This is a genomic window from Bacillus sp. FSL W8-0770, assembly GCF_038008705.1.
Classification (GTDB): Bacteria; Bacillota; Bacilli; order Bacillales; family Bacillaceae_G; genus Bacillus_A; species Bacillus_A cereus.
The window spans coordinates 4,640,001-4,663,394 of sequence record NZ_JBBOZR010000001.1 but is presented as its reverse complement, the minus strand read 5'-3'; the positions used below and the strand labels follow the sequence as shown (position 1 = coordinate 4,663,394).

The following is a 23,394-nucleotide window of genomic DNA, read 5'->3' as shown; positions in this document are numbered from 1 at the left end:
TACTCTATTCGGGTTTGTTAAAACGTTTAAGAGGAGTGTCTTAAACGTTTTTTATTTGGAATAAAACATTTTTTGAATATAAACACTTAAGGAGTATAGAGATGCAACAATTTTTGATGATTATTTTATCAGTTGGTATGGGAGTTGTAGGGCAAATTTTATTAAAGTTTGGCGCAATGAAATCACAAAGTTCAGCGGCTGTAGGTATTATGAATTTCATTAACGTACCGAACTTTTTCGGACTAGCTTTTTACGGTTTAAGTGCATTATTATGGATGATTGTGCTGAGAAAGGTTGATTTAAGTTATGCATACCCAATGGTGAGTTTCGGATATGTGTTTGTTATTATTGCATCAGCATTATTATTTGGTGAAACAATCAATTTCATGAAAATTGCTGGAATGGTATGTATAGTAGCTGGCATTTTATTTATTGCAAAATCATAGGAGGTAAAGCAATGGGAACATATTTATATTGTGTACTTCCATTTATAGCTTGGGTAGCTTCGGGAGTATTGAAATTTTTAGTGAATTATCTTCGTTCTGGAAAAGATGCTTTTCGTTTAGTAGGAAATGGTGGATTTCCTAGTACGCATACAACGATTTTATCAAGTATGGTCATGACAATAGGGTTTCATGAAGGTTTTAATACCCCGATGTTTGGAATCGGGATGGCAATTTTAACAATTGTTATCATTGATGCCACAGGACTTCGCCGTACAGTTGGTAAACATGCAAGAATGTTGAATAAACATATAAGTTCGGAAGAAGAAAAATTAAGAGAGCGCCAAGGACATCATTGGCATGAGATTTTTGGTGGACTGGTGTTAGGAACAGTTATTGGGTACGTGGCACATCTAATTATGGTATTTCTACCTTAGAGAGGAGAAGAAGTATTGAGTATTTGGAATGGTTATAAAGGAAAGGGGATATTAGCCCTTGTCCTTTTCATTTTTTATTGGTCATTTTATTTTTTTATCGGTTGGAAAATGGAAAACGACTCTAAGATTTTAACAGCTTCCTGGTATGACATGTATTTTTCTTTTGATCAGGGTTATTACATTTTAAGTTTTTTCTTGGCTAAAATACCAATTGCAGATGAAGTGTTGTTTCGACATCCATTTTTAAATTTTTTAACTGAAGAAATAGCAACAGTGGTATCATCACTAGGTGTAAAAAATGTAGTGCAAGGTATTATATTTTTCCAAGCATTCTTAAGTACGATAAGTGTAGTCATGATTTACATGTTATGTTGTAAAATTTGTAAGAATGTAATTGTTTCTTTCCTATTAGCGGTTATGTACGGATTTTCAGCTACTATGTTAGTTATTACGTGGACACCGGAATCTTTTGTTTATGCCAATTTCACATTGGTACTGATGTGCTTTGTATGTTATCCGTTTATTACAGGAGAAAAAGAAGCGAAAGCAGGATTCAGCGTTGCTAATATGTTATTGGCAATAGGAATAACGGGAGTTACATTAACAAATTCGTTTATGTGGTTTTTAGGTAGTGTAATGAGTTATAAAACATTAAAGAAAAGAATCATTTGGACTGGTATTTCTATCATTGTGGTCGTTCTTCTTTTCGTATTAGTGATTATAGAAAATAACATATCACTTATTGATGTGATCAATACTAATATTAAATTTACAGAGAAACAAGGTTTTTCAGAGGAATATGTAGGGTCTAAGTATATACTAGCATTTCATTTAGTATTAGGATCTTCATTCATCTTTGGACCATTCTCGGAAGTTACTTTAAGACAAGGTGAGCAATTCGCACAATTAAATATGCTTCCATCGCATACTATGATCGGATGGATTGTGATTGTATCTGTGTATGCTTTTATAATAGTAGCTGTATGGAAAAACTTTAGAAAAGAACCTTTTGTAAGGTTTTTAAGTTTCTGTTTACTATTTAATATTGTTTTACATGGAATTATTGGTTTTGGGGCATCTGAAGCATTTATTTATGGCGCACATATGCTGTTTACAATACCGTTATTATTGGCATATGGTTTTAAAGTGATGAGACGTGTAAAAGTAGTTGCTTTATGTTTAATATTAATAATTATAAATAATTTTGAAAGTATGCTATATTTTTACCATTTTGCAGTCTCCAATTATTCTTTATAATAAAATAGATTTTTAATAAAGGGTACTTTAGATAGGATGTCTAAAGTACCCTTTTTCCTATTTCTTAAAAATAGATACAAAATAATAGCCGGAAGTGTAGCATTTTAGAAAAAATATAGTTGTTATGAAAGAACTCTAAACATGTTTTGAGTACAAAAAGAGTTAGCAAGACATGAAGTGATAATTATTGTACTTAGATATCGCTGTGTGCACATAATTTATGGGGCAGTTCCAGCAATGGGTAGGTAATTCGTATACTTTTCGAGCATTTTGTAGAAGAATAATTTTTTGAATAAAAGGTTGGCTCAAATTTTGGAGATAGCCTTTTTTATTAATATTGTAGGCGTATTTGTTGGTAATTCGATATAAATTCATTTACTACTGTGCTGTTCAAAACGGTGCTAAAAAGTATTTATAAAGAAATCGTATACAAAATCCCATTTAAAGCAAAAGAAGTACGGCCCGTTTCTTCAGAGACAACTAATATAAGTGCATCACTCTTTTCTGATAAGCCAATTGCAGCTCTGTGACGTGTTCCTAGCTCAGGATCAACTTCTGTACTTTTCGTTAAAGGAAGAATATTAGCAGCTGAGACAATATGATTATTTTTTACGAGAACGGCACCGTCATGAAGGGGGTTACCTGGATAAAATATTGATTCGAGTAATGGCGCAGTTAAATGAGCGTTTAATGTCGTTCCAGTTTGAATGAGAGCTTCAAGCGTCTCGTTTCGTTCCACGACGATAAGAGCACCATGTTTTCTGGCGCTTAAATGTTGGATAGCTGTCGTAATAAAAGATGAACTTTCCGTATAAGGTGATAAATATGCCTGAATATAGTATGTAGCTGCTAATGTTTGTACATTTGCTAACATATGATGAATATCTTCCATTTTGCATAAAATACATTCGTCTTCTTTATCGATTGCGTTCCTCATAATCGATAGTTCTTTTTCAGCAATTTCAATCATTTGCTTTGTTTGTATTTTGAGCTCTTCTGACAAGCCCCATTCGTGCATAATCCTCATTCCCTTTAGTGGAGTATTTAACAATAGTGTATACAAATATTCCTAGTAAAATCCTGTTAGATTTTATAAAATATTGAGATACAGCATGTTTTTTTCATATAATAAAGGTATGACGAGCGAGAGGAGAGAGAAGAATGAATTGGAAACAAGAATTTAGTCGCTGGCTTTCTTACGCACAATTAGATGCAGAATTAAAAGAACAGCTAGAAAATATGAAGCAAGATGAGAAGAAAATCGAGGATAGCTTTTATAAAAATCTAGAGTTTGGCACAGGTGGTATGCGTGGTGAACTTGGTGCTGGTACGAACCGTTTAAACGTATATACAGTTCGTAAAGCAACAAAAGGATTAGCAAGCTTTATCGAAAAGTTAGGTGAGGAAGCGAAAAAACGTGGTGTTGTTGTAGCCTATGATTCTCGTCATAAATCACCTGAGTTTGCAATGGAAGTTGCTGCTACACTTGGTGCACGTGGTATCACAACATATGTGTTTGAAAGCTTACGTCCAACGCCAGTACTTTCTTTCGCAGTTCGTCATTTACATACAGTAAGTGGAATCGTTCTTACGGCAAGCCATAATCCACCTGAATATAACGGATACAAAGTATACGGTGAAGATGGTGGACAGTTACCTCCAAAAGAGGCAGATGAGTTAATTAGCTACGTAAATGCAGTAGAAGATGAATTAACAGTTGAAGTCGCTGATGTAGAGCAATTAAAAACTGACGGTTTATTACATATTATTGGACAAGAAGTAGATGATGCATATGCTGCAGAATTGAACAATGTCATCATTAATAAAGAAATGGTACAAAAGGTTGGTAAAGACTTAAAAATCGTCTTTACACCATTACACGGAACATCAAATATTTCTGTACGCCGTGGTTTAAAAGAAGTTGGATTTACAGATGTAACAGTTGTAAAAGAACAAGAGTTACCAGATCCAAACTTCTCTACAGTAAAATCACCGAACCCAGAAGAGCACGCAGCGTTTGAGTATGCAATTCGTGACGGTGAAAAGGTAGGCGCAGATGTATTAATCGCAACTGATCCTGACGCAGACCGCCTTGGTGTAGCAGTGCGTAATCATAATGGTGAGTTCCAAGTATTAACAGGAAACCAAACAGGTGCATTAATGCTTGATTACTTACTATCTCAAAAGAAAGAAAACGGAACGCTTCCAGAGAACGGTGTCGTATTAAAAACAATCGTAACGTCTGAAATTGGTCGTACAATTGCAAAAGCATACGGTTTAGATACAGTTGATACGCTAACTGGATTTAAATTTATCGGTGAGAAAATTAGACAGTATGAAGAAAGCGGACAATATGAATTCCAATTCGGTTATGAGGAAAGCTATGGTTATTTAATCCGCCCATTCTGCCGTGATAAAGATGCAGTACAATCTGTTCTATTTGCATGTGAAGTAGCTGCATACTACAAATCACAAGGGAAAACGTTATATGACGGTCTATTAGAAGTATTTGAGAAGTACGGCTTCTTCCGTGAAGACCTTGTATCGTTAACGTTAAAAGGAAAAGATGGAGCGGAAAAAATCCAAGAGATGATGGCAACGTTCCGTGAGAATCCTCCGAAAGAAGTGGCGGGCTTAACAGTCGTAGCAGTTGAAGACTATAAAGCGAGCGTTGTTACATCTTTACAAGATGGACATAAAGAAGAGATTCACTTACCGAAATCAAATGTGTTAAAATATCAATTAGAGGATGGTTCATGGTTCTGCCTACGCCCATCTGGAACTGAGCCGAAGATTAAGTTTTACTTTGGTGTGAAAGATAGTTCTTTACAAAATAGTGAACAAAAGTTACTTACTATTAAAGAAGACATTATGAATCGTTTATAATACAAAGTAATTTTAAGTAGTAAGGAACAAAAGGGAGCGAAATCTCCCTTTTGTTTTATGTAGGAAATGCTTGCTATTGATTCCGACAGGAGAGAGGGTATTTTGTGATGAAAAAAGTAAGAAAAGCGATAATCCCAGCAGCTGGATTAGGAACACGTTTTTTACCAGCAACGAAAGCAATGCCGAAAGAAATGTTACCGATAGTAGATAAACCAACGATTCAATACATTGTAGAAGAAGCAGTGAAATCGGGAATCGAAGATATTATTATTGTTACTGGTAAAACAAAGCGCTCTATCGAAGATCATTTTGATAACGCATTTGAACTAGAACAAAACTTATTAGAGAAGAAAAAATATGAGTTGCTTGAAAAAGTACAAGCTTCTTCAAAAATGGTAGATATTCATTACATCCGTCAAAAAGAGCCGAAGGGACTAGGACATGCTGTTTGGTGTGCACGTAAATTCATTGGTGATGAGCCATTTGCAGTGTTACTAGGTGATGATATTGTCCAAGCTGAGAAACCGTGTTTACGTCAATTAATGGATGAGTATGAAAAAACACTTTCTTCTGTTATTGGTGTACAAACTGTTCCAGAGTCGGAAACACATCGCTATGGAATTATCGATCCATTAGAACAAGAAGGTCGTCGTTACCAAGTTCGCAATTTCGTTGAGAAACCAGCACAAGGTACAGCTCCTTCAAACTTAGCGATTATGGGGCGCTACATTTTAACGCCTGAAATCTTTATGTTCTTAGAACAGCAACATGTCGGTGCTGGTGGTGAAATTCAGTTAACAGATGCAATCCAAAGCTTAAATGAAATCCAACGTGTATTTGCCTACGATTTCGAAGGAAAGCGCTACGACGTAGGTGAAAAGCTAGGATTCGTTCAAACGACAATCGAAATGGCTCTGCAACACCCAGAATTACGTGATGACATGGTTGCGATGATGAAGAAAATTTTAGAAGAACAAGCGAATCAAGAGTCATAATAAAAAATGAGTTATTTCAGTATACTGAAATAACTCATTTTTTATTATGAAATCGTCGAATGAGAATGCTGATAAGCAGAACGACGCACAGCATAATATATGCGAGGTGCGATAATAGCACCGATAATTGTAAATGCAATATCTTTTACTGCAAACCACATCATAATCATCCAAGCAGCTTTATAGCTCATATTACCGCCCATAAAGAGATTGACTGCCCCGTACATGTAAGTAGTACCGATTATATAAGTTAAAATAATTCCTGTGAAAGAGGCAACTGCAAATGTAATGAATGTTGGTCTTTCTTTTTGTTCTACTAGTTTTCCGGATACGTAAGCAACGATAATAAATGCGATAATAAAACCACCAGTAGGATCTAAAAGTGCTCCAAATCCAGCTTTGAAGTTAGCGAAGATTGGTGCGCCGGCTACGCCAACGAGCATATATACAGTCATGGATAAGGCACCAAGTCTACTTCCAAGAAGAAGACCTGCTAAAATTGCGAAAAATGGTTGCATAGATAATGGGATGCCTGCTACTTGAAGGAATGGTGCCCAAGATACAATATTTGCACCGATTGCCATAAGAGCAACGAACATGGCAGCTAATGCTAAATCTAAAACATGAAATCTTCTCATAATGTTAACCTCCTGTTGTTTTTAGGTTAACATTATCGTAGCGAAAATATTTACTTGTTGTCAATCAAAATATTTTGATAAGAAGGCTTTAAATAGTCTCTTAGCAACGTATATGGAATACGAAATTGCGGAATTCCACTTGAATAGGGAGCAATCTCATATAAAGGGAAATAAATGACGAGATTGTCTGGCTCTAAAAAGAATTGGAATTTTTTCATACTCATTACTTTTTCAGTTGCATCAGGAAAATAAATGCTTTCATTTTGTTTAATTTGTCGTACAATCTCCGCACGGATTACATCTTTATATTTATCCTTTTGTTCAAATAAATCGTCTAAGTGCAGTACCTTTTTTTCGTTTAAATCGAATGTATTTGCCTTCCACGTATAAAGACCGTGTGCTCCACCAGTATATTGATAGTAATTCACATATAGGCTAAGAAAAGGTGGTTTGTTTAAAGAGACTTTATAATCAACATTTGCTACGTACGGATGAAATGGTGTACTAGATCCTTCTGTCTCTTTATAATATTTTTTTGCTTCTTTTTCTAATTTGGTTTTAAATTTGTCAGTGGATTTTTTGTAGTATAAATTGAGTTTATTTTGAAATTTAGAGTCAGAAAATTCGTGAAAAGAAGGCCTGTTTATTTGATATTCTATATAAGGTTTCTTACCTTTTTGCGTTACAGTCTTAACATCGATTGTCAGGTTAGATGCTTTGGCTGTTATTGCACAATTTGGTACAATAGTCAGCAAGGAGAACATAAGCAGTAATATACAAAATTTCTGTTTCATTTAGGTGAAGCCTCCTTATATAAGTGTTATAAGTAGTTTGAAAATAAATAGGTAAAATTATACATTTAATTAAAGTAAGAGAAGGGGGAAGCGATATGGCAAAAACTTTAATGGATTCACTTGGAATTGAGTTGTTAGAGATGACAGAAGATAAGGTGGTTGCTACGATGCCTGTTGATGAGCGTACGCATCAGCCATTTGGATTTTTACATGGTGGTGCATCGGTTGCATTAGCAGAAACAGTGGCAAGTGTTGGTTCATATAATTTAATTGATCAAGAAAAATGTATTTGTTTCGGATTAGAAATTAATGCGAACCACATTCGCTCAAAGAAAGATGGAATTGTAACAGCGATTGGAACACCAATACATAGAGGACAATCGACAATGGTTTGGGATGTTCGCATTATTGATGAAAATGATGATTTACTATGTATATCAAGATGTACAGTAGCAATTAAAGAAAAACGTGAAAAATAAAAAAGAGGCGCTCTTATGAGCAGCCTCTTTTTCTTATAATTAGAACTGGATTTTCTTCTCTAAGAAACCTTTTAGTTCGCTAATTGGCATACGAACTTGTTCCATTGTGTCACGGTCACGTACTGTAACAGCTTTGTCTTCAACTGAGTCGAAGTCGTATGTGATACAGAATGGTGTACCGATTTCGTCTTGACGACGGTAACGTTTACCGATAGAACCAGTTTCATCAAAGTCTACCATGAAGTCTTTAGCTAATTCTGCGAATACTTCAGTAGCACCTTCAGATAGCTTTTTAGATAATGGTAAGATAGCTGCTTTGTATGGTGCTAAAGCAGGGTGGAAACGAAGAACTGTACGAGAATCGTTTTCTAATTGCTCTTCTTCATATGCATCACATAAGAATGCTAATGTTACGCGGTCTGCGCCTAAAGATGGCTCGATGCAGTATGGTACGTAACGCTCATTCGTTTGTGGATCGATATAGTTAAAGTCTTCGTTTGAGTGTTCCATGTGACGTTTTAAGTCGAAGTCTGTACGAGATGCAACGCCCCAAAGTTCGCCCCAACCGAATGGGAATTTGAATTCAATGTCAGTTGTTGCATTACTGTAGTGAGATAACTCTTCTTCACCGTGGTCACGAAGACGCATGCTCTCTTCAGACATACCAAGTGAAAGTAACCAGTTTTTACAAGTTTCACGCCAGAATGCGAACCACTCTAAATCTTCACCAGGCTTACAGAAGAATTCAAGTTCCATTTGTTCAAATTCACGTGTACGGAATGTGAAGTTACCAGGTGTGATTTCGTTACGGAAACTCTTACCGATTTGGCCGATACCAAATGGAAGCTTTTTACGCATAGAGCGTTGAACGTTTTTGAAGTTTACGAAAATACCTTGTGCTGTTTCAGGACGAAGGAAGATTTCGTTTGTGCTAGACTCTGTAACACCTTGGAATGTTTTGAACATTAAGTTGAACTGACGGATTTCAGTAAATTCTTCACTACCGCAATCAGGACATTTTACTTCATGTTCTTTCATTAAGTCAGCCATTTGGTCGAAAGTAAGACCGTCAACAACCATTTCAATGCCTTTTGCATCTAAAGCATCCTCAATTAATTTGTCAGCACGGTGACGAGCTTTACATTTTTTACAGTCGATCATTGGATCGTTGAAGTTACCAACGTGACCAGAAGCGATCCAAGTTTTAGGGTTCATTAAAATAGCTGCGTCTAAACCAACGTTGTGTGGAGATTCTTGAATGAATTTTTTCCACCAAGCTTTTTTAACGTTATTTTTTAATTCGATTCCAAGTGGACCGTAATCCCAAGTGTTTGCAAGACCACCGTAAATTTCAGAACCAGGGAAAACAAAACCGCGATGTTTCGCTAAGTTTACAACTTGTTCCATTGAATACATAAGAAAATCCTCCTTTTGAAAGTTAACGTATTGGCGATGACATACTCTGATACTTTGGAAACGGGCAGTATATGTTAAAAAGAACATAAAAAAACGCTCATCCCAAGGCTTATTTGCCTAGGGACGAGCGTTTGCCCGCGGTTCCACCCTAGTTGATACACAAAAGGTGCATCCACTTTATCATGTATTGCTCGAGACTGCCGTTTCCTTGCGTCTTCAGGCTTTCACTATCCCTGAATCGCTTTTTATGCAAGTACTTATAAGTCCGTCATCGCTACTTATATTAATAATAATGAACATATTCTAACACGTTCTTTTTTAAATCTCAATAGAGGAACGCGTCTATCTATGATAGAGTCTCGCCTATTTTTTCATTATTTATTCCGTAATTTTGCTTAATATGCTTAATTGCTTCACGCTTACTTAATGGAGCGAGCTCATTGTTTTGCACGTATTCCCAAACTACATCCTGATTTGTTTTTGCATATTCACGAAGGACCCAGCCAATTGCTTTTTGAATGAAAAATTCTTTTGAAGAATGTAGTTGTCCAATAATCCAGAAAAGAAGTTCTTCATCCATCTTTTGTTTATATTTGAGTTGGAATAAAATAGTGGCACGTTGTAACCAAATGTTATCTGATGCAATCCATTTTGGGATATAGGCAGAAATCAATTCTGGATGTTGTAAAAAGATATTACCTAAAAATGTAGGTACGATGCTATCGACAGTGTCCCACCAAGATTTTGTTACAATCAATTCTTCTAAGAAGGGGATATGTGTTTCGTTTATATGCTTTTTATATTTTTGCATAATATCAAGTGCAGCCGCTTGGAATTCACGTTCTGGTAAGTCCCAAAGTTCACGTACGATAATTTGGAAGTCTCTTTTATCTGGGAGAGTATGTATTTGAATGATGTCTTTTAATAATTGGCGTCTTTCCGGTGTTTGAATACCTAGAAATGGGAAGTGATTTTTCATATAACGAGCCATAGGTTCTGCTTTTTCAAGATTTTGATGAGCTGTAAAATGCTCTTGTAATGCTTTTACAAATGGATGCATACGTGTTTCTCCTCTCTTATTCTCTTTCTTCTCTTATTATACAAAGAGTTTGGATAAATTTTAAAACATAACTTGCAATGTAATGAAATATGTTGAAAGTAGAGAGGAGAGGATAAGATGGAGGATCAAGGCGTACTAGCAGGTTTCTTTGCTCTTAGTTTTGCGTTTATTCTTGTTATATTGATTTGGGCAATTATTTCATATTTGTTAACGGCTTTTGCACTTTATTCGATGGCGAAAAATGATGGTGCAACGGACGGGGTGCTTGCGTTTATTCCGTTTTTGAATAGTAAGACGTGGGGGGACTTAGCGAAAGATAAATTACCAGATTTTTTGAAAGAAGAAGCAGGGTGGAAAGTATTCGGCATATATGTTGCATGTTTCATTTTTAATTTCGTACCAATTATAAGTTTACTAGCAACAGCTGTATCGATTGTATTGTCCATTTATCTTATCTACGCTATTTTAGACAGATACGGAACGAACTCTATATTATTTACGATTATTCATGTAATCACATTTTCGGTGTTCTTACCGATTCACTTATTTATTATTCGAAATGAACCGGTGAGATATAAAGAGTAGATTTTTCATTTTTGTTGATAAGTAGCTATAAGTAAAAAAGCGCCCTGATTATCAGAGCGCTTTTTCTACTACATAAGGTAGCGTAAATAAATATAAATGTGAGAAATGATTAATGAAACGATCATAATTGGGAAACCGACTTTTAGGAAGTCCATGTAACTAAATTTATGTCCTTCGCGGCTCGCGATACCTGCAACGATTACGTTAGCAGAAGCTCCGATTAATGTTCCGTTTCCGCCCAGACAAGCACCTAGTGCTAATGCCCACCATAATACATCGATTTGTGCGTCAGATGGTGATAAGCCTAGCCCAACTGCCATATCGTTAATAAGTGGAATCATTGTTGCGACGAATGGGATGTTATCAATTGTTGCAGAGGCGATACCAGATACCCATAAAATAAGGATGGATGCGTAAGAAATATCTCCGCCTGTTATACCAATTACTTTTTGAGCTAACATTTTGATAAGACCGATATCGATAAGTCCTCCAACAAGTACGAATAACCCTGCGAAGAAGAAGATTGTTACCCACTCTACGCTTGCAAATACTTCTTCAATTTCATGCTCTTTCACACCAATTAACATAAGTACAGTAGCACCAGTTAAGGCGATAATAGCAGCATCGATATGGAAAATAGAATGAGTCATGAAACCTACAATCGTAAGTCCAAGTACCGTTAAAGATTTTTTCATTAATACTGGGTCTTTAATGTATTGTTTTTCATCTAAGCTCATTAATTTTTTAACTTGTACAGGATCGGCAATTAATTGTTTGCGATACATGAAGTAAAGTATTATCGCTGTAACTGCAATAATAATAATTACAATGGGTGCTAGATTCAATAGGAAAGCATTGAAGTCTAAATGCTTATTTGCAGAACCAATCATAATGTTAGGTGGATCACCAATTAATGTTGCTGTTCCTCCAATGTTTGAAAAAATAATTTCAGAAAGTAAATAAGGAACAGGATTTACTTGCAGTATGCGCGTAATAGATAAAGTAACTGGAACAACAAGAAGTACAGTTGTAACGTTATCTAAAAATGCGGAGCCAAGCGCGGTAAGTAAGGAAAGTGAAATTAAAATTTTAATTGGATTTCCTTGCGCTCCTTTTGCCGCTTTAATGGCAACGTATTGGAAGACACCTGATTTACTCGTAATGTTCACCAAAATCATCATACCGATGAGTAGCGTAATCGTTCCCCATTCAATATGTTTCGTAAAGGCGTTATGTAAATCGACGACCCCCACAATTACCATGAGTGCTGCACCAAGAAGTGCGATGACAGCGCGATTAATTTTTTCAGAAATAATAATGGCATATGTAATTAAAAAGACTGCGATAGCAAAATAATACTGCCAGTTAGCGAGTTCTTGCGTTGTTTCGTGCAAAAATCTCATCTCCTTTCATTCACTTTTTCTTAGTGTGTCAAAAATGCTCTAGAAGAAACACACATAACGTCATTATAAAGTAGGAAAATGGCGGATGTAAATGAAAGGAGAGATTTTGTCATATTTTCTGCATAGGTCATTTTTTCTTATTTTTTAAAATATTTGTGGGCATTTGACATATATATAAGATACATCCAATCTGAATATTTAAAATGGAATTAGCATTCGAGCTTGTTCGTGTAGGAGTGTCAAATAGAAAGGAATGACAAAAATGATAAGGAAGGGATCGTATGGATGAACAACGATTTTTATTTTTAGATTTTGAGTTTACGATGCCCCAGCATAGAAAGAAACCGAAAGGATTTTTTCCAGAGATTATTGAGGTAGGACTCGTTTCAGTTGCTGGCTGTAAGGTAGAAGATACGTATTCATCACATGTTAGGCCGAAAACATTTCCCTCTTTAACGGATCGATGTAAGAAGTTTTTAGGAATAAAACAAGAAGTCGTGGATAAAGGGATTTCATTTCCTGAACTCGTTAAGAAGCTTTCAGAATACGAAACGAAATGTAAACCGACAATTGTAACGTGGGGAAATATGGATATGAAAGTGCTGAAGCATAATTGTGAAATGGCAGGGATAGCTTTTCCATTCTTCGGACAGTGTCGTGATTTATCGCTTGAGTATAAGAAGTTTTTTGGAGAAAGAAATCAAACAGGATTATGGAAAGCAATTGAGGCGTATGGAAAAGTAGGGACAGGGAAGCATCATTGTGCGCTTGATGATGCAATGACGACGTACAATATTTTTAAACTAGTAGAAAAAGATAAAGAGTATTTAGTAAAACCAGCACCTCCAACATTAGGAGAACTTGTTGATTTTTCAAAAGTGTTAAAGAAAGTGAGCACACAGTAACGACCAAATTGCACATTATGTAATTTGGTCGTTTTGTTTTTTAGAGTTTGTAGTCTTTCTTTAACTGTTCTAATGTTTCTAGACTACGCTCTGCAAAAGGTGAATCATCTTCAGAAAATGAATTCATTTGAGTTTCTAATGCTAATTTTAGTGAATCTGTATAATCCGGAATTTCTCCTTCATATTTCTTCACCATTTGTTCTGGAATGTTCGTTTGCTCACGAAAAGCTAAAGCACGTCTTTCGTGGAAAAATGGTACGTCAGCTTGTTTTACGTTATGTAAGTCACCTTGCACCGGATGTTTTAAAATAGCTAATACTTTTACGACGTAACTGCCAGGGCGGCTATTTGTAACCTCGCCAATGTATTTTCCTGTTTTATAAATACCAGTAACGATTTCACCAATTTCAAATGTTTCTCTCATATTTTTCACCTCAAGTTTATAGTAAGGAAAGTGAGGGAAGGAGTCAAAGAAATCCTTCGTTTTCAGAACGCCCCTTGAGAATATGGGGAGGTTGCACTATAATTTAAAATAATATAACAGAAAATTCTGATGTTTTATAAATCCTATAATAAGGAGTGTTCTATATGATGCCTTTATATTTTCCGGAAGATAAAACAGAATATATTATTCCAGGGATTGTTTGTGTTCTATTTATTATCGGTGCGATTGCTACGTGGCGTATGTTTATTCGTATATCAAAAAGAGAAGCAGACCGATTACAGAAAGTTGAAGAAAAACTATTAGCTGAAAAGAAACAGTAACGCATTTTTGTATGTTTCCCTCTATGCTCGGACAATCTAAGGGCAGAATGTATTTTGGAGGGAATAAAATGAAAAAACGGCTTTTTTTCAGTTGTTGTTTATTATTTCTGATGGCAGGTTGTGACCAAGGAAAGCCGAAAGAAATTGAAGTGAAATTACATAATGCTTCAGGAGATGAAGTAGGGACTGCGAAAGTAGTTCAGCAAACAAGTGGAGTGAAAATTACGATTAAAGGGGAAGGTTTCACGCCAGGACCACACGGACTACATGTACATGAAATCGGAGAGTGTAAGGCACCTCGTTTTGAATCATCTGGGAATCATTTTAATCCTGATAATAAAAAGCATGGACTCCTTAATCCGAAGGGTGCAGAAAACGGTGATTTACCGAACGTAGTTGCAGATGGTTCTGGAAAGATTAAAGCAGAAATCGATGCACCTCACATTACACTTGAAGAAGGGAAAACGACGATTCATAGAAAAGATGGAGCGTCTATTATTATTACAGAAAACCCTGATGATGGTATGACTCAACCGACAGGTAAATCAGGGGATCGAATTGCTTGTGGCGTAATTGTAAAAAAAGCATCGGATATGAAGAAAAAGTAAAAGCTATCGTGAATGGTAGCTTTATTTGTGAAATGTAATTGAAAATATATCAGCGATTATTGGAATATATCGACTGTAACTCAAATTATATCAGCGATTATTGAAATATATCGACTTACCGACAAAATATGACAAAGGAGTCTGTCCAAGAATGATTCGGGACAGACTCCTTTCTTATTATGAAAACGTATGACGCAGTCTGTTTAAAATTTCTTCTAAAACAGATCGTGGACAGCCGATGTTAATTCGAATATGTTCTTCGCCACCTAACCCGTATTTCTCACCAGGTTCAACGATGATTTTTCCTTTTTCCTCAAGTAGTGCGGTACGCTCGTTTTGAGAAAGCTTTAGACGTGAACAATCAATCCATAATAAAAAGCTACCTTCTGGCTTCGTTACGGAAAGAGCAGGTATGTGAGTTTTAATATATTCACAAGCAAATTGAGCATTATCTTCTATATATAATCGAATTTCGTTTAGCCAATCATTACATTCTGTATAGGCGCTTTGCATCGCTGTATAAGCGAATATATTTAACCCGTGGAAGCCTTGTCTATACTGGATAGCTGTAAAGGCATGACGGAGCTTTTCGTTTGGAATGATAATGATCGACGCTTGTAATCCAGCGATATTAAATGTTTTACTTGGAGCCATGCAAGTGATAGTGCGCTCTGCTAATTCTTCAGATAAGGAAGCGAACGGTGTATGTGTATGGTCTGCATAAATGATATCGGAATGAATTTCATCCGCCACAACGATTACGTCATATTTAGTACATAATGATCCGAGCTGCACAAGTTCCTCTTTCGTCCAAACGCGTCCGATTGGGTTATGAGGGCTACAAAGAAGCATGAGTTTGATGCCTTGCTGAAACTGCTTTTCTAAATGCTTGAAGTCTATCACATATGTATCATTTTGTTTCTGTAATGGACTCACGCATAACTGCCTGTTGTTTGTTGTGACCATTTCGAAAAATGGAGGATAAATAGGTGGTTGTACGAGAACAGATTCGTTTTCTTTGGTGAAAGCCTGTATGCTCGTACTAAGAGCTGGAACGATTCCGGCGCTAAAGACAATCCATTCTTTTTGAATATCCCAGTTGTATTGTTGTTTTGTCCAGTTACAAATAATATCTCCAATATTTTCGGGAGGAAGTGTATAGCCAAAAATCGGATGTTCGATTCGTTGTTTTAAGGCAGTTTGAATTGGTTTTGGTACTTCAAAATCCATATCAGCAATCCAAGCATGGATAAGTTCTTCGTTTTTATATGTATCCCATTTTATACTATGCGTTCCACGTCGATTGATTGCTTTATGAAATAGTTGCATAAGTTTGCTCCCTTCTTCTGTAAAACCAATAAGTTATGAAAGTTCTCTCTCTTCTTATAGAATAGCTGATGTGATAGGATAAAGAAAAGTATTAAAAAGTGAAAAGGCGGGAAGCGAATGGGTACATATGAAAAGATGATAGAGGTTGTGAAGAATTGGGATCCGTTTCAAATGGGACCGGAGTTTTATGAAACAGAAGCGAGCGATGTTGTGAGCGTCATAAGTGTGTTTGACGATCCAAAATACATCGCAAAGAAGATTCAACATATATACTTTATGTCTTTTGAGGAAGTACCTGCGCTTGAAAAATGTGAGAAATTAGCTGTGGAATTACTTGTAATAAAAGAAGGCGGAAGCTGTTCATTATAGGCTGTCGGGATTTCCGACAGCCTTTTTTATATTATCCCGCTATTTGCTGGGTAGTAAGACCCTTACCTCAAAATTTAGCGGAAGCAAAGAAGTTAGGTGGGGGCTCATTAAAGTTTCATTTTATTGCGCGGAAAAAGCGATAATTTCTTCATAAACATGTTCAGGCTTTTCTTCAGGTAGTAAATGTCCTGTATTTTCGTAAGAAATAAATTTTGAATTCGGTAAATCTTTGTGTAGACGATGACCTACATGTACAGGGACGACGCGGTCTTTTTCACCCCAAATGAGTAGGATAGGTGTTTCAATTTTTTGTAATTCAGTTGAAGATAAGTCACCTTCACGGTCTCGTATCATGCGAGTTAAAGCGGGAAATATACGGTCGTCATAAAAAGGAGCGGAGTAACCTTTTTTCATTTCATCGTCAATTAATGAGTGATCATGAACGACATTCATTAAGTTATGAACAATGCCGCGCCTTATAATCCAGTTCTTTACGTATAAATGAAAGAACGGTAAATAAGAAGAGTATAGTAAAGGTAAGGTTGCGCGAGCTAAATAGCTCGAGCTACATAGTAAAATTGTCTTTGAAATGAGTTCAGGACGTATACGGTTTACATAGAGAGAAATTTGCCCACCCATAGAATGCCCAACTAATACAATGTTTGAGAGAGATAAATGTTCAATTAAATCAATAATAATCGTTGCTAAATTGTGATAAGAATACTTAAACAGATGAGACTTATCACTTTTTCCGAACGGTGGCAAATCAAGAGCAATGACTGTTCCTTCCTTCGATAGTAAAGGAATGAGACGGCGGTAACTGAATGAGGAAGATAAAAAGCCGTGAACGAGTATGAAAGTAGGACGTTCTGTTTTATTATCATGTTCATACAATTCGTAATGAACAGTAGTGCCGCGAGTGGAAAAAGTGAAATAAGGACAAGTATATTTATGATTCATTTTTTGTCACTCCATTGATTTTTGTTCATATCATCTCCAAGGGAGAAGAAAATATGTTAACAAAAAAAGGCAAGATGACGATGTCATCTTGCCTTTCGTTTATTCAGTATTACCCGCGAACAATATTAGGCGGTGTTTTTCCTTGTAACCCTGCAACTAAATTTTCAGCGGCGGTCATGGCCATTTGCTGACGAGTTTTTAATGTTGCAGATCCGATATGTGGTAAAGTCACAACATTTTGTAATGATAAGAGTGGATTATCTTTTTGAATCGGCTCTTGTGTAAATGTATCGATACCTGCTGCAAAGATTTTCTTTTCTGTTAAAGCATGGATTAACGCTTTTTCATCTACTGTTTTGCCGCGAGAAGCATTAATGAAGATTGCTGTGTCTTTCATTAATGAAAATTCCTTTTCTCCGATAAGGTGATATGTTTCATCTGTTAATGGAGTAAGAAGAACAATAAAGTCAGACTGCTTCAGTAGCATTTGTAAATCACAATATGTAGCATCGAATTTTTGTTCAGCTTCTTCTTTACGACGGCGGTTATAGTAAAGAACATTCATATCAAATCCGAATTTTGCTCGTTTTGCAACGGCTTCTCCAATTCGGCCCATACCGATAATACCAATTGTGCTATGGTGTACATCTAGTCCGAAGTGTTCTTTTCCGATTTCAGCGTTCCATTCACCATTTTTCACGTAAGAATCGAGTTCGCAAACGCGGCGCCCAGCTGATAGCATAAGGGCGAAAACGAGATCAGCTACTGTATCATCTAATACGTATGGTGTATTCGTTCCGATAACATTTCGGTTTTTCATCGCTTGTAAATCAAAATTATCGTAACCGACAGAAATGTTGCTCACTACTTTTAAGTTAGGAGCTACTGTCAGTAATTCTTCATTAATAGCAGATCCGAAATTTAATAATCCATCTTTATCTTGTATTTTCTCTAATAGAATATCACGAGGTACTTTCTCATTTTGATCCCATTTTTCATAATCACAGTGTTCTGATAAATAGTTTTCTACAAATGTTGGAACTGGTTCAGCAATATAAACTTTTGGTTTCACGGTTCCATCCCCTTTCGCTTTATCCCGCATTTTTCCGCTGAGTAAAGTTTCACTTTATTTTGACATAATTCAATAGAAAAATCTTCTTTTCAAACTGGAGAGGGTATTTGTATAATTTAGACACAAACGAAAAGGAAGGATGATTTATATGGTGACAGAAAAAGAATTAGAATTATTAGCTTGTCTTGAAAAGAGTAGTCGATTATCTGTAGATACATTAGCGAAGCTGTTAAATATAGAAGTAGAAGAAGTAAAGAAGATGGTTGCGAGATTAGAAAATGAAAAGATTATTGTGGATTATGTAACACATATTGATTGGACGAAAGTGAAAGAACATACAGGTTTAACGGCAATGATCGATGTGAAAGTTACGCCAAAGCACGGTGTTGGATTTGATGCGGTTGCTGAACAAATTTATCGTTATTCAGAAGTGAAATCAGTTTATTTAATGTCAGGGACATATGATCTTTCTATTACATTAGAAGGGAAAACGATGGGGGAAGTAGCGATGTTTGTTTCTGAGAAATTAGCAACAATTGAATCTGTCGTTTCTACAACTACTCATTTCATTTTGAAGAAGTATAAACATGAGGGCGTTATTTATGAAAAAGACGATGATGATAAGCGAATTGTGGTGACACCATGAAGCAATTTGAACTATCTAGATCAGCAGAATCTTTAAAACCATCTGGTATTCGAAAATTTTTTGATTTAGCAGCAAATATGAAAGGTGTTATTTCCCTCGGGGTAGGAGAGCCGGATTTTGTTACCCCTTGGAATGTAAGGCAAGCATGTATTCGTTCTTTGGAACAAGGGTATACGTCATATACAGCAAATGCAGGATTATTGGAGCTCCGTCAAGAAATAGCAAAGTATCTAAAAAAACAATTTGCAGTATCTTATGACCCAAGTGATGAAATCATTGTTACAGTTGGAGCGAGCCAGGCGTTGGATGTAGCGATGCGCGCCATTATAAATCCTGATGATGAAGTGCTCATTATTGAACCAAGCTTCGTTTCTTATGCACCACTTGTGACATTAGCTGGAGGAGTTCCAGTTCCTGTGGCGACTACTTTAGAAAATGAGTTTAAAGTACTACCAGAACAAATTGAAGCAGCTATTACAGCGAAAACAAAGGCGATTTTGCTTTGTTCACCAAATAATCCGACAGGTGCAATGCTAAATAAATCCGAGCTTGAAGAAATAGCAGTGATTGTTGAGAAGTACAATCTAATTGTATTATCTGATGAAATTTATGCAGAACTTGTATACGACGAAGCATATACAAGTTTCGCGAGTATTAAAAATATGCGCGAGCATACGATTTTAATTTCAGGATTTTCAAAAGGGTTTGCGATGACAGGATGGCGTCTCGGTATGATTGCAGCTCCTGTTCAGTTTTCAGAATTGATGCTCAAAATTCACCAATATTCCATGATGTGTGCACCGACGATGTCTCAGTTCGCAGCACTTGAAGCGTTACGTGCGGGGAATGATGAAGTAATTCGGATGAGAGATAGTTATAAGAAGCGTCGTAACTTCATGACGACATCTTTCAATGAAATGGGCTTAACGTGTCATGTGCCAGGCGGAGCATTTTATGTTTTCCCTTCTATATCTTCAACAGGATTATCTTCAGCGGAATTTGCAGAACAGTTATTGCTGGAAGAAAAAGTGGCTGTTGTCCCTGGTAGCGTATTTGGCGAAAGTGGTGAAGGTTTTATTCGTTGTTCTTATGCAACGTCGCTTGAACAACTTATGGAAGCAATGAAGAGAATGGAACGGTTTGTAGAGAATAAAAAAAGGACAAAACGTAATACGTTTTGTCCATAAAAGGGGGGGAATACTAGAAAGCCATGTGTTAGTAGTCTATCCCGATATTGGATAATTATACTTATTTAAGGGAAATTTTCCATGAATTTTGAATGAGTTCTTTCATAGTGGTATAATTTACTAATATAAGGTATACGCATTCTAGATAACGTTATCTAGAATGCGTACTAACCAATCGGATATTTAAAATAAATATATCTGCTTTGCTCTCTATAATTGTAGAGAGAATGGTAAACGTATGGGAGTGTTTCATATGTCAGAACAATATACAACAGGAGTGGTTGTAACAGGGAAAGTGACTGGAATTCAAGATTACGGTGCGTTTGTAGCGTTAGATGCAGAAACACAAGGGCTTGTGCATATATCTGAAATTACAAATGGATATGTAAAGGATATTCATGACTTTTTAAAGGTCGGCGATACAGTAGAAGTAAAGGTACTTTCAATTGATGAAGAGCACAGAAAAATGAGTTTATCGTTAAAAGCGGCGAAAAGAAAACAAGGAAGGATTCTTATACCGAACCCATCTGAAAACGGATTTAATACGCTGCGAGAAAAGTTGGCAGAATGGATTGAAGAGTCCGAGTTAACAAAGTAAAAGAGGAACGCATATGAGCGTTCCTCTTTTACTTTATCTTATGATATATATTTGCAAATATGATTGCATGCAATCATATTCGTATGTCGGAGGTGAAAGGACATACTGATTATCGAATTTCGTTTGTTTCTGGGTGCGTACCAAGATTTTCAGATGGTTTAAACAGTAAACCAAGGTTGATAAGCCCAGATATACCAACGATGCCGTAAATAATACGTGCAAGAGCTGAATTTTGTCCACCGAAAATGGCTGCTACTAAGTCAAACTGGAAAAACCCGATTAGTCCCCAGTTCACAGCGCCAATTACAGTAAAGACTAATGCGATACGTTGTAAAGTACTCATGAAAAAGCCCCCCTTAATTGTGAAGCATGAGCAAGCGATGAGTTAATTAACTCTTTTATAGAATGGGGTAGTTATGTTGTTTTTATACATAAAAAATGTTTGAAAGAAGATGTATATACATCTATACCGAAAAATGCGAATTTTTATGCAAAAAATGAACTTTTTCTAAAAAATATATATTGGTTACGTTTACAATGTTTGAATCGCTTGATTTACAACTTCAGTTTCGCTAAAGTGAATACAGAAATACATATCCATAATTGGAGGGAAAAAGATGAGTACACATGTAACGTTCGACTATTCTAAAGCGTTATCCTTCATCGGTGAACATGAAATAACTTATTTACGTGATGCAGTGAAAGTAACACATCACGCAATCCACGAAAAAACTGGAGCTGGGAACGATTTCCTTGGGTGGGTAGACCTTCCGCTTCAATATGACAAAGAAGAATTTGCTCGCATTCAAAAATGTGCAGAAAAAATTAAAAATGACTCTGACATTTTACTTGTTGTAGGTATTGGTGGTTCTTACTTAGGAGCACGCGCAGCAATCGAAATGTTAAACCATTCTTTCTACAACACGCTTTCTAAAGAACAACGTAAAACTCCACAAGTGCTATTTGTTGGACAAAACATTAGCTCCACTTACATGAAAGATTTAATGGACGTATTAGAAGGTAAAGACTTCTCTATTAACGTTATTTCCAAATCAGGTACAACAACAGAGCCAGCACTAGCATTCCGTATCTTCCGTAAGTTATTAGAAGAAAAGTATGGAAAAGAAGAAGCTCGCAAACGTATTTATGCAACTACAGATAAAGCGCGTGGTGCATTAAAAACATTAGCTGATAACGAAGGTTACGAAACATTTGTTATTCCAGATGATGTTGGAGGTCGTTTCTCTGTATTAACGCCAGTTGGTTTATTACCAATCGCAGTAAGTGGCTTAAATATTGAAGAGATGATGAAAGGTGCAGCTGCTGGTCGTGATGACTTCGGAACATCAGAACTAGAAGAAAATCCAGCTTACCAATATGCAGTAGTTCGTAACGCTTTATACAATAAAGGAAAAACAATTGAAATGCTTGTTAACTATGAACCAGCACTTCAATACTTCGCTGAGTGGTGGAAACAGTTATTTGGTGAAAGTGAAGGAAAAGATCAAAAAGGTATTTTCCCATCTTCAGCAAACTTCTCAACTGATTTACACTCATTAGGTCAATACGTTCAAGAAGGTCGTCGTGACTTATTTGAAACAGTTCTTAAAGTAGGTAAATCTACACATGAACTAACAATCGAATCAGAAGAAAACGATTTAGACGGATTAAACTACCTTGCTGGTGAAACTGTAGACTTCGTAAACACAAAAGCATACGAAGGTACATTACTTGCACATAGCGACGGGGGAGTACCAAACTTAATCGTCAATATTCCTGAATTAAATGAGTACACATTCGGTTACCTTGTATACTTCTTCGAAAAAGCATGTGCGATGAGCGGCTACTTATTAGGCGTGAATCCATTTGACCAACCTGGAGTAGAAGCATATAAGAAAAACATGTTTGCTTTACTTGGTAAACCAGGATTTGAAGAATTAAAAGCAGAATTAGAAGAGCGTTTAAAATAATAAAAAGCGACCGGATTCCGGTCGCTTTTTATTATTTTATCGAAAAGTCCATCAGTATATTCAAACTAAAGTGGGTATGCTAAAGGAAAAGTCTAGGAGGGATGGGCTTGATTCCGATTCAATCAAATTTAGAAGGACGTACATATGCGTTATATAAGTTAGAAGAGATTATGAAACCACTTGGATATAGCATTGGTGGTAATTGGGATTATGATAAAGGATGCTTCGATTACAAAATCGATGAAGAAGATGGGTATCAATTTTTACGAGTTCCATTTACAGCCATTGATGGAGAACTAGATGTACCAGGCGTAATAGTTCGTCTTGGAACGCCGTATATTCTTTCGCACGTATATCAAGACGAACTAGATGATAATGTGAATACTTTAACAGCTGGAACAAGTGGAATGGATCAATTTGCTGAGCCGAAAGATCCAGATGGAGATGTGAAAAGAAAATATATCAATATTGGGAAAGTGCTCATGCAAGAATTAGAGCGTCATTTTACTAATGGTGAATAACAATGAGTATGTCGCTTTCAATGAGAACAAAGGAATGAACTGGATTAATCATATATTGTTCGTCGCGCTTT

The 23,394-nt window shown here is 36.2% G+C and carries 28 protein-coding genes (1 of these 28 cut by a window edge); 16 read left to right on the top strand and 12 right to left on the bottom strand.

Annotation, left to right across the window (positions count from 1 at the left end; genetic code table 11):
- Positions 1-101: 101 nt before the first annotated feature.
- The 3 genes from NST27_RS24145 to NST27_RS24135 are packed head-to-tail and all read left to right on the top strand — an operon-like array spanning position 102 to position 2,137.
- Entirely contained in the window at positions 102-446 is a 345-nt protein-coding gene (locus NST27_RS24145; RefSeq protein WP_001183889.1) for an EamA family transporter, read from the top strand.
- Between the two features lie 11 nt (positions 447-457).
- A complete protein-coding gene (locus NST27_RS24140) occupies positions 458-880 on the top strand; it encodes a divergent PAP2 family protein (protein WP_000537666.1) in 423 nt (140 codons plus the stop codon).
- Positions 881-895: 15 nt separating this feature from the next.
- Positions 896-2,137 carry a DUF6080 domain-containing protein gene (locus tag NST27_RS24135; RefSeq protein WP_047387083.1) on the top strand — a complete coding sequence of 414 codons (1,242 nt, stop codon included), beginning with the start codon at positions 896-898 and terminating at the stop codon, positions 2,135-2,137.
- Between the two features lie 412 nt (positions 2,138-2,549).
- On the opposite strand, the gene cdaS is transcribed toward NST27_RS24135, so the two are convergent.
- Positions 2,550-3,155, bottom strand: a complete 606-nt coding sequence (cdaS, locus tag NST27_RS24130) for a sporulation-specific diadenylate cyclase CdaS (RefSeq protein ID WP_000545252.1) — start codon at positions 3,153-3,155, stop codon at positions 2,550-2,552.
- Positions 3,156-3,298: 143 nt separating this feature from the next.
- Between cdaS and NST27_RS24125 the strand changes: the two genes are divergently transcribed.
- Positions 3,299-5,023, top strand: coding sequence for a phospho-sugar mutase (locus tag NST27_RS24125; RefSeq protein WP_001104223.1), 1,725 nt, complete (start codon positions 3,299-3,301; stop codon positions 5,021-5,023).
- A 107-nt stretch (positions 5,024-5,130) separates the two neighbouring features.
- Positions 5,131-6,018 carry a UTP--glucose-1-phosphate uridylyltransferase GalU gene (gene galU, locus NST27_RS24120; protein ID WP_002097988.1) on the top strand — a complete coding sequence of 296 codons (888 nt, stop codon included), beginning with the start codon at positions 5,131-5,133 and terminating at the stop codon, positions 6,016-6,018.
- 44 nt (positions 6,019-6,062) lie between these two features.
- Here galU and NST27_RS24115 read toward each other — a convergent pair whose 3' ends face one another.
- Both NST27_RS24115 and NST27_RS24110 read right to left on the bottom strand, forming a co-directional pair.
- Complete coding sequence (locus NST27_RS24115) at positions 6,063-6,656, bottom strand: biotin transporter BioY (RefSeq protein ID WP_016118807.1); 594 nt, start codon at positions 6,654-6,656, stop codon at positions 6,063-6,065.
- 50 nt (positions 6,657-6,706) lie between these two features.
- Entirely contained in the window at positions 6,707-7,450 is a 744-nt protein-coding gene (locus tag NST27_RS24110) for a DUF3298 and DUF4163 domain-containing protein (protein WP_000810319.1), read from the bottom strand.
- 95 nt (positions 7,451-7,545) lie between these two features.
- On the opposite strand from NST27_RS24110, the gene NST27_RS24105 reads away from it, so the two are divergent.
- A complete protein-coding gene (locus NST27_RS24105; protein ID WP_001140612.1) occupies positions 7,546-7,929 on the top strand; it encodes a hotdog fold thioesterase in 384 nt (127 codons plus the stop codon).
- Between the two features lie 39 nt (positions 7,930-7,968).
- Here NST27_RS24105 and NST27_RS24100 read toward each other — a convergent pair whose 3' ends face one another.
- Both NST27_RS24100 and NST27_RS24095 read right to left on the bottom strand, forming a co-directional pair.
- Entirely contained in the window at positions 7,969-9,345 is a 1,377-nt protein-coding gene (locus NST27_RS24100; RefSeq protein WP_000287147.1) for a glycine--tRNA ligase, read from the bottom strand.
- 346 nt (positions 9,346-9,691) lie between these two features.
- Positions 9,692-10,405: a DNA alkylation repair protein gene (locus NST27_RS24095; RefSeq protein ID WP_000553303.1), complete on the bottom strand. Its 714-nt coding sequence runs from the start codon at positions 10,403-10,405 to the stop codon at positions 9,692-9,694.
- Between the two features lie 117 nt (positions 10,406-10,522).
- Between NST27_RS24095 and NST27_RS24090 the strand changes: the two genes are divergently transcribed.
- Positions 10,523-10,990 (top strand): hypothetical protein, encoded by a 468-nt coding sequence (locus tag NST27_RS24090; protein ID WP_000390061.1) that lies wholly within the window; start codon positions 10,523-10,525, stop codon positions 10,988-10,990.
- A 68-nt stretch (positions 10,991-11,058) separates the two neighbouring features.
- Here the strand turns inward: NST27_RS24090 and NST27_RS24085 are convergent, their stop codons facing one another.
- Positions 11,059-12,384, bottom strand: coding sequence for an ArsB/NhaD family transporter (locus NST27_RS24085; RefSeq protein ID WP_000545231.1), 1,326 nt, complete (start codon positions 12,382-12,384; stop codon positions 11,059-11,061).
- Between the two features lie 290 nt (positions 12,385-12,674).
- Between NST27_RS24085 and kapD the strand changes: the two genes are divergently transcribed.
- A complete protein-coding gene (kapD, locus tag NST27_RS24080) occupies positions 12,675-13,298 on the top strand; it encodes a 3'-5' exonuclease KapD (RefSeq protein WP_000344358.1) in 624 nt (207 codons plus the stop codon).
- 40 nt (positions 13,299-13,338) lie between these two features.
- Here the strand turns inward: kapD and NST27_RS24075 are convergent, their stop codons facing one another.
- Positions 13,339-13,722 carry a kinase-associated lipoprotein B gene (locus NST27_RS24075; protein WP_047387079.1) on the bottom strand — a complete coding sequence of 128 codons (384 nt, stop codon included), beginning with the start codon at positions 13,720-13,722 and terminating at the stop codon, positions 13,339-13,341.
- 164 nt (positions 13,723-13,886) lie between these two features.
- Here NST27_RS24075 and NST27_RS24070 point away from each other — a divergent pair, with 164 nt between their 5' ends.
- Together NST27_RS24070 and sodC are read left to right on the top strand one after the other, a co-directional pair.
- The gene (locus tag NST27_RS24070; protein WP_000982755.1) at positions 13,887-14,063 is read left to right on the top strand and encodes a hypothetical protein; all 177 of its coding nucleotides are present in this window, start codon (positions 13,887-13,889) and stop codon (positions 14,061-14,063) included.
- A 68-nt stretch (positions 14,064-14,131) separates the two neighbouring features.
- Positions 14,132-14,671 (top strand): superoxide dismutase [Cu-Zn], encoded by a 540-nt coding sequence (gene sodC, locus NST27_RS24065; RefSeq protein ID WP_025966281.1) that lies wholly within the window; start codon positions 14,132-14,134, stop codon positions 14,669-14,671.
- Positions 14,672-14,848: 177 nt separating this feature from the next.
- Here sodC and NST27_RS24060 read toward each other — a convergent pair whose 3' ends face one another.
- Positions 14,849-16,000 (bottom strand): MalY/PatB family protein, encoded by a 1,152-nt coding sequence (locus tag NST27_RS24060; RefSeq protein WP_001175818.1) that lies wholly within the window; start codon positions 15,998-16,000, stop codon positions 14,849-14,851.
- Between the two features lie 117 nt (positions 16,001-16,117).
- On the opposite strand from NST27_RS24060, the gene NST27_RS24055 reads away from it, so the two are divergent.
- Entirely contained in the window at positions 16,118-16,369 is a 252-nt protein-coding gene (locus NST27_RS24055; RefSeq protein ID WP_000537645.1) for a YugE family protein, read from the top strand.
- Between the two features lie 120 nt (positions 16,370-16,489).
- On the opposite strand, the gene NST27_RS24050 is transcribed toward NST27_RS24055, so the two are convergent.
- Entirely contained in the window at positions 16,490-17,329 is an 840-nt protein-coding gene (locus tag NST27_RS24050) for an alpha/beta fold hydrolase (protein WP_001015858.1), read from the bottom strand.
- Between the two features lie 109 nt (positions 17,330-17,438).
- Positions 17,439-18,431, bottom strand: coding sequence for a 2-hydroxyacid dehydrogenase (locus NST27_RS24045; RefSeq protein ID WP_001986625.1), 993 nt, complete (start codon positions 18,429-18,431; stop codon positions 17,439-17,441).
- A 118-nt stretch (positions 18,432-18,549) separates the two neighbouring features.
- On the opposite strand from NST27_RS24045, the gene NST27_RS24040 reads away from it, so the two are divergent.
- The 3 genes from NST27_RS24040 to yugI all read left to right on the top strand — a co-directional run bounded on the left by NST27_RS24040 (position 18,550) and on the right by yugI (position 20,832).
- Entirely contained in the window at positions 18,550-19,047 is a 498-nt protein-coding gene (locus NST27_RS24040) for an Lrp/AsnC family transcriptional regulator (RefSeq protein ID WP_000255696.1), read from the top strand.
- Complete coding sequence (locus tag NST27_RS24035; RefSeq protein ID WP_000808523.1) at positions 19,044-20,234, top strand: aminotransferase; 1,191 nt, start codon at positions 19,044-19,046, stop codon at positions 20,232-20,234. Before NST27_RS24040 ends, NST27_RS24035 begins: the two co-directional genes overlap by 4 nt.
- 253 nt (positions 20,235-20,487) lie before the next feature.
- Positions 20,488-20,832, top strand: a complete 345-nt coding sequence (yugI, locus tag NST27_RS24030; protein WP_000003764.1) for a S1 domain-containing post-transcriptional regulator GSP13 — start codon at positions 20,488-20,490, stop codon at positions 20,830-20,832.
- Positions 20,833-20,941: 109 nt separating this feature from the next.
- Here the strand turns inward: yugI and NST27_RS24025 are convergent, their stop codons facing one another.
- Positions 20,942-21,175 (bottom strand): DUF378 domain-containing protein, encoded by a 234-nt coding sequence (locus tag NST27_RS24025; protein WP_000105788.1) that lies wholly within the window; start codon positions 21,173-21,175, stop codon positions 20,942-20,944.
- A gap of 274 nt (positions 21,176-21,449) precedes the next feature.
- Between NST27_RS24025 and NST27_RS24020 the strand changes: the two genes are divergently transcribed.
- On the top strand, positions 21,450-22,802 hold the full coding sequence (locus tag NST27_RS24020; protein ID WP_000103658.1) for a glucose-6-phosphate isomerase: 1,353 nt from the start codon (positions 21,450-21,452) through the stop codon (positions 22,800-22,802).
- A gap of 107 nt (positions 22,803-22,909) precedes the next feature.
- Positions 22,910-23,323: a YugN-like family protein gene (locus tag NST27_RS24015; RefSeq protein ID WP_000612334.1), complete on the top strand. Its 414-nt coding sequence runs from the start codon at positions 22,910-22,912 to the stop codon at positions 23,321-23,323.
- Here the strand turns inward: NST27_RS24015 and NST27_RS24010 are convergent.
- Positions 23,310-23,394 carry the end of a potassium channel family protein gene (locus NST27_RS24010; protein WP_000842320.1) on the bottom strand. It continues 911 nt past the right edge of the window, so the window shows 85 of its 996 coding nt (coding positions 912-996); its start codon lies beyond the right edge, outside the window; its stop codon occupies positions 23,310-23,312. The two genes, NST27_RS24015 and NST27_RS24010, sit on opposite strands and share 14 nt — an antisense overlap.

Coding starts and splice junctions, on each gene's coding strand:
- NST27_RS24100 (WP_000287147.1), bottom strand. CDS start 9,345: ATGTATTCAATGGAACAAGTTGTAAACTTAGCGAAACATCGCGGTTTT.
- NST27_RS24075 (WP_047387079.1), bottom strand. CDS start 13,722: ATGAGAGAAACATTTGAAATTGGTGAAATCGTTACTGGTATTTATAAA.
- NST27_RS24035 (WP_000808523.1), top strand. CDS start 19,044: ATGAAGCAATTTGAACTATCTAGATCAGCAGAATCTTTAAAACCATCT.
- NST27_RS24095 (WP_000553303.1), bottom strand. CDS start 10,405: ATGCATCCATTTGTAAAAGCATTACAAGAGCATTTTACAGCTCATCAA.
- NST27_RS24050 (WP_001015858.1), bottom strand. CDS start 17,329: ATGAATCATAAATATACTTGTCCTTATTTCACTTTTTCCACTCGCGGC.
- NST27_RS24125 (WP_001104223.1), top strand. CDS start 3,299: ATGAATTGGAAACAAGAATTTAGTCGCTGGCTTTCTTACGCACAATTA.
- sodC (WP_025966281.1), top strand. CDS start 14,132: ATGAAAAAACGGCTTTTTTTCAGTTGTTGTTTATTATTTCTGATGGCA.
- galU (WP_002097988.1), top strand. CDS start 5,131: ATGAAAAAAGTAAGAAAAGCGATAATCCCAGCAGCTGGATTAGGAACA.
- NST27_RS24020 (WP_000103658.1), top strand. CDS start 21,450: ATGAGTACACATGTAACGTTCGACTATTCTAAAGCGTTATCCTTCATC.
- NST27_RS24090 (WP_000390061.1), top strand. CDS start 10,523: ATGGAGGATCAAGGCGTACTAGCAGGTTTCTTTGCTCTTAGTTTTGCG.
- yugI (WP_000003764.1), top strand. CDS start 20,488: ATGTCAGAACAATATACAACAGGAGTGGTTGTAACAGGGAAAGTGACT.
- NST27_RS24115 (WP_016118807.1), bottom strand. CDS start 6,656: ATGAGAAGATTTCATGTTTTAGATTTAGCATTAGCTGCCATGTTCGTT.
- kapD (WP_000344358.1), top strand. CDS start 12,675: ATGGATGAACAACGATTTTTATTTTTAGATTTTGAGTTTACGATGCCC.
- cdaS (WP_000545252.1), bottom strand. CDS start 3,155: ATGCACGAATGGGGCTTGTCAGAAGAGCTCAAAATACAAACAAAGCAA.
- NST27_RS24055 (WP_000537645.1), top strand. CDS start 16,118: ATGGGTACATATGAAAAGATGATAGAGGTTGTGAAGAATTGGGATCCG.
- NST27_RS24110 (WP_000810319.1), bottom strand. CDS start 7,450: ATGAAACAGAAATTTTGTATATTACTGCTTATGTTCTCCTTGCTGACT.
- NST27_RS24040 (WP_000255696.1), top strand. CDS start 18,550: ATGGTGACAGAAAAAGAATTAGAATTATTAGCTTGTCTTGAAAAGAGT.
- NST27_RS24140 (WP_000537666.1), top strand. CDS start 458: ATGGGAACATATTTATATTGTGTACTTCCATTTATAGCTTGGGTAGCT.
- NST27_RS24025 (WP_000105788.1), bottom strand. CDS start 21,175: ATGAGTACTTTACAACGTATCGCATTAGTCTTTACTGTAATTGGCGCT.
- NST27_RS24105 (WP_001140612.1), top strand. CDS start 7,546: ATGGCAAAAACTTTAATGGATTCACTTGGAATTGAGTTGTTAGAGATG.
- NST27_RS24060 (WP_001175818.1), bottom strand. CDS start 16,000: ATGCAACTATTTCATAAAGCAATCAATCGACGTGGAACGCATAGTATA.
- NST27_RS24070 (WP_000982755.1), top strand. CDS start 13,887: ATGATGCCTTTATATTTTCCGGAAGATAAAACAGAATATATTATTCCA.
- NST27_RS24045 (WP_001986625.1), bottom strand. CDS start 18,431: ATGCGGGATAAAGCGAAAGGGGATGGAACCGTGAAACCAAAAGTTTAT.
- NST27_RS24145 (WP_001183889.1), top strand. CDS start 102: ATGCAACAATTTTTGATGATTATTTTATCAGTTGGTATGGGAGTTGTA.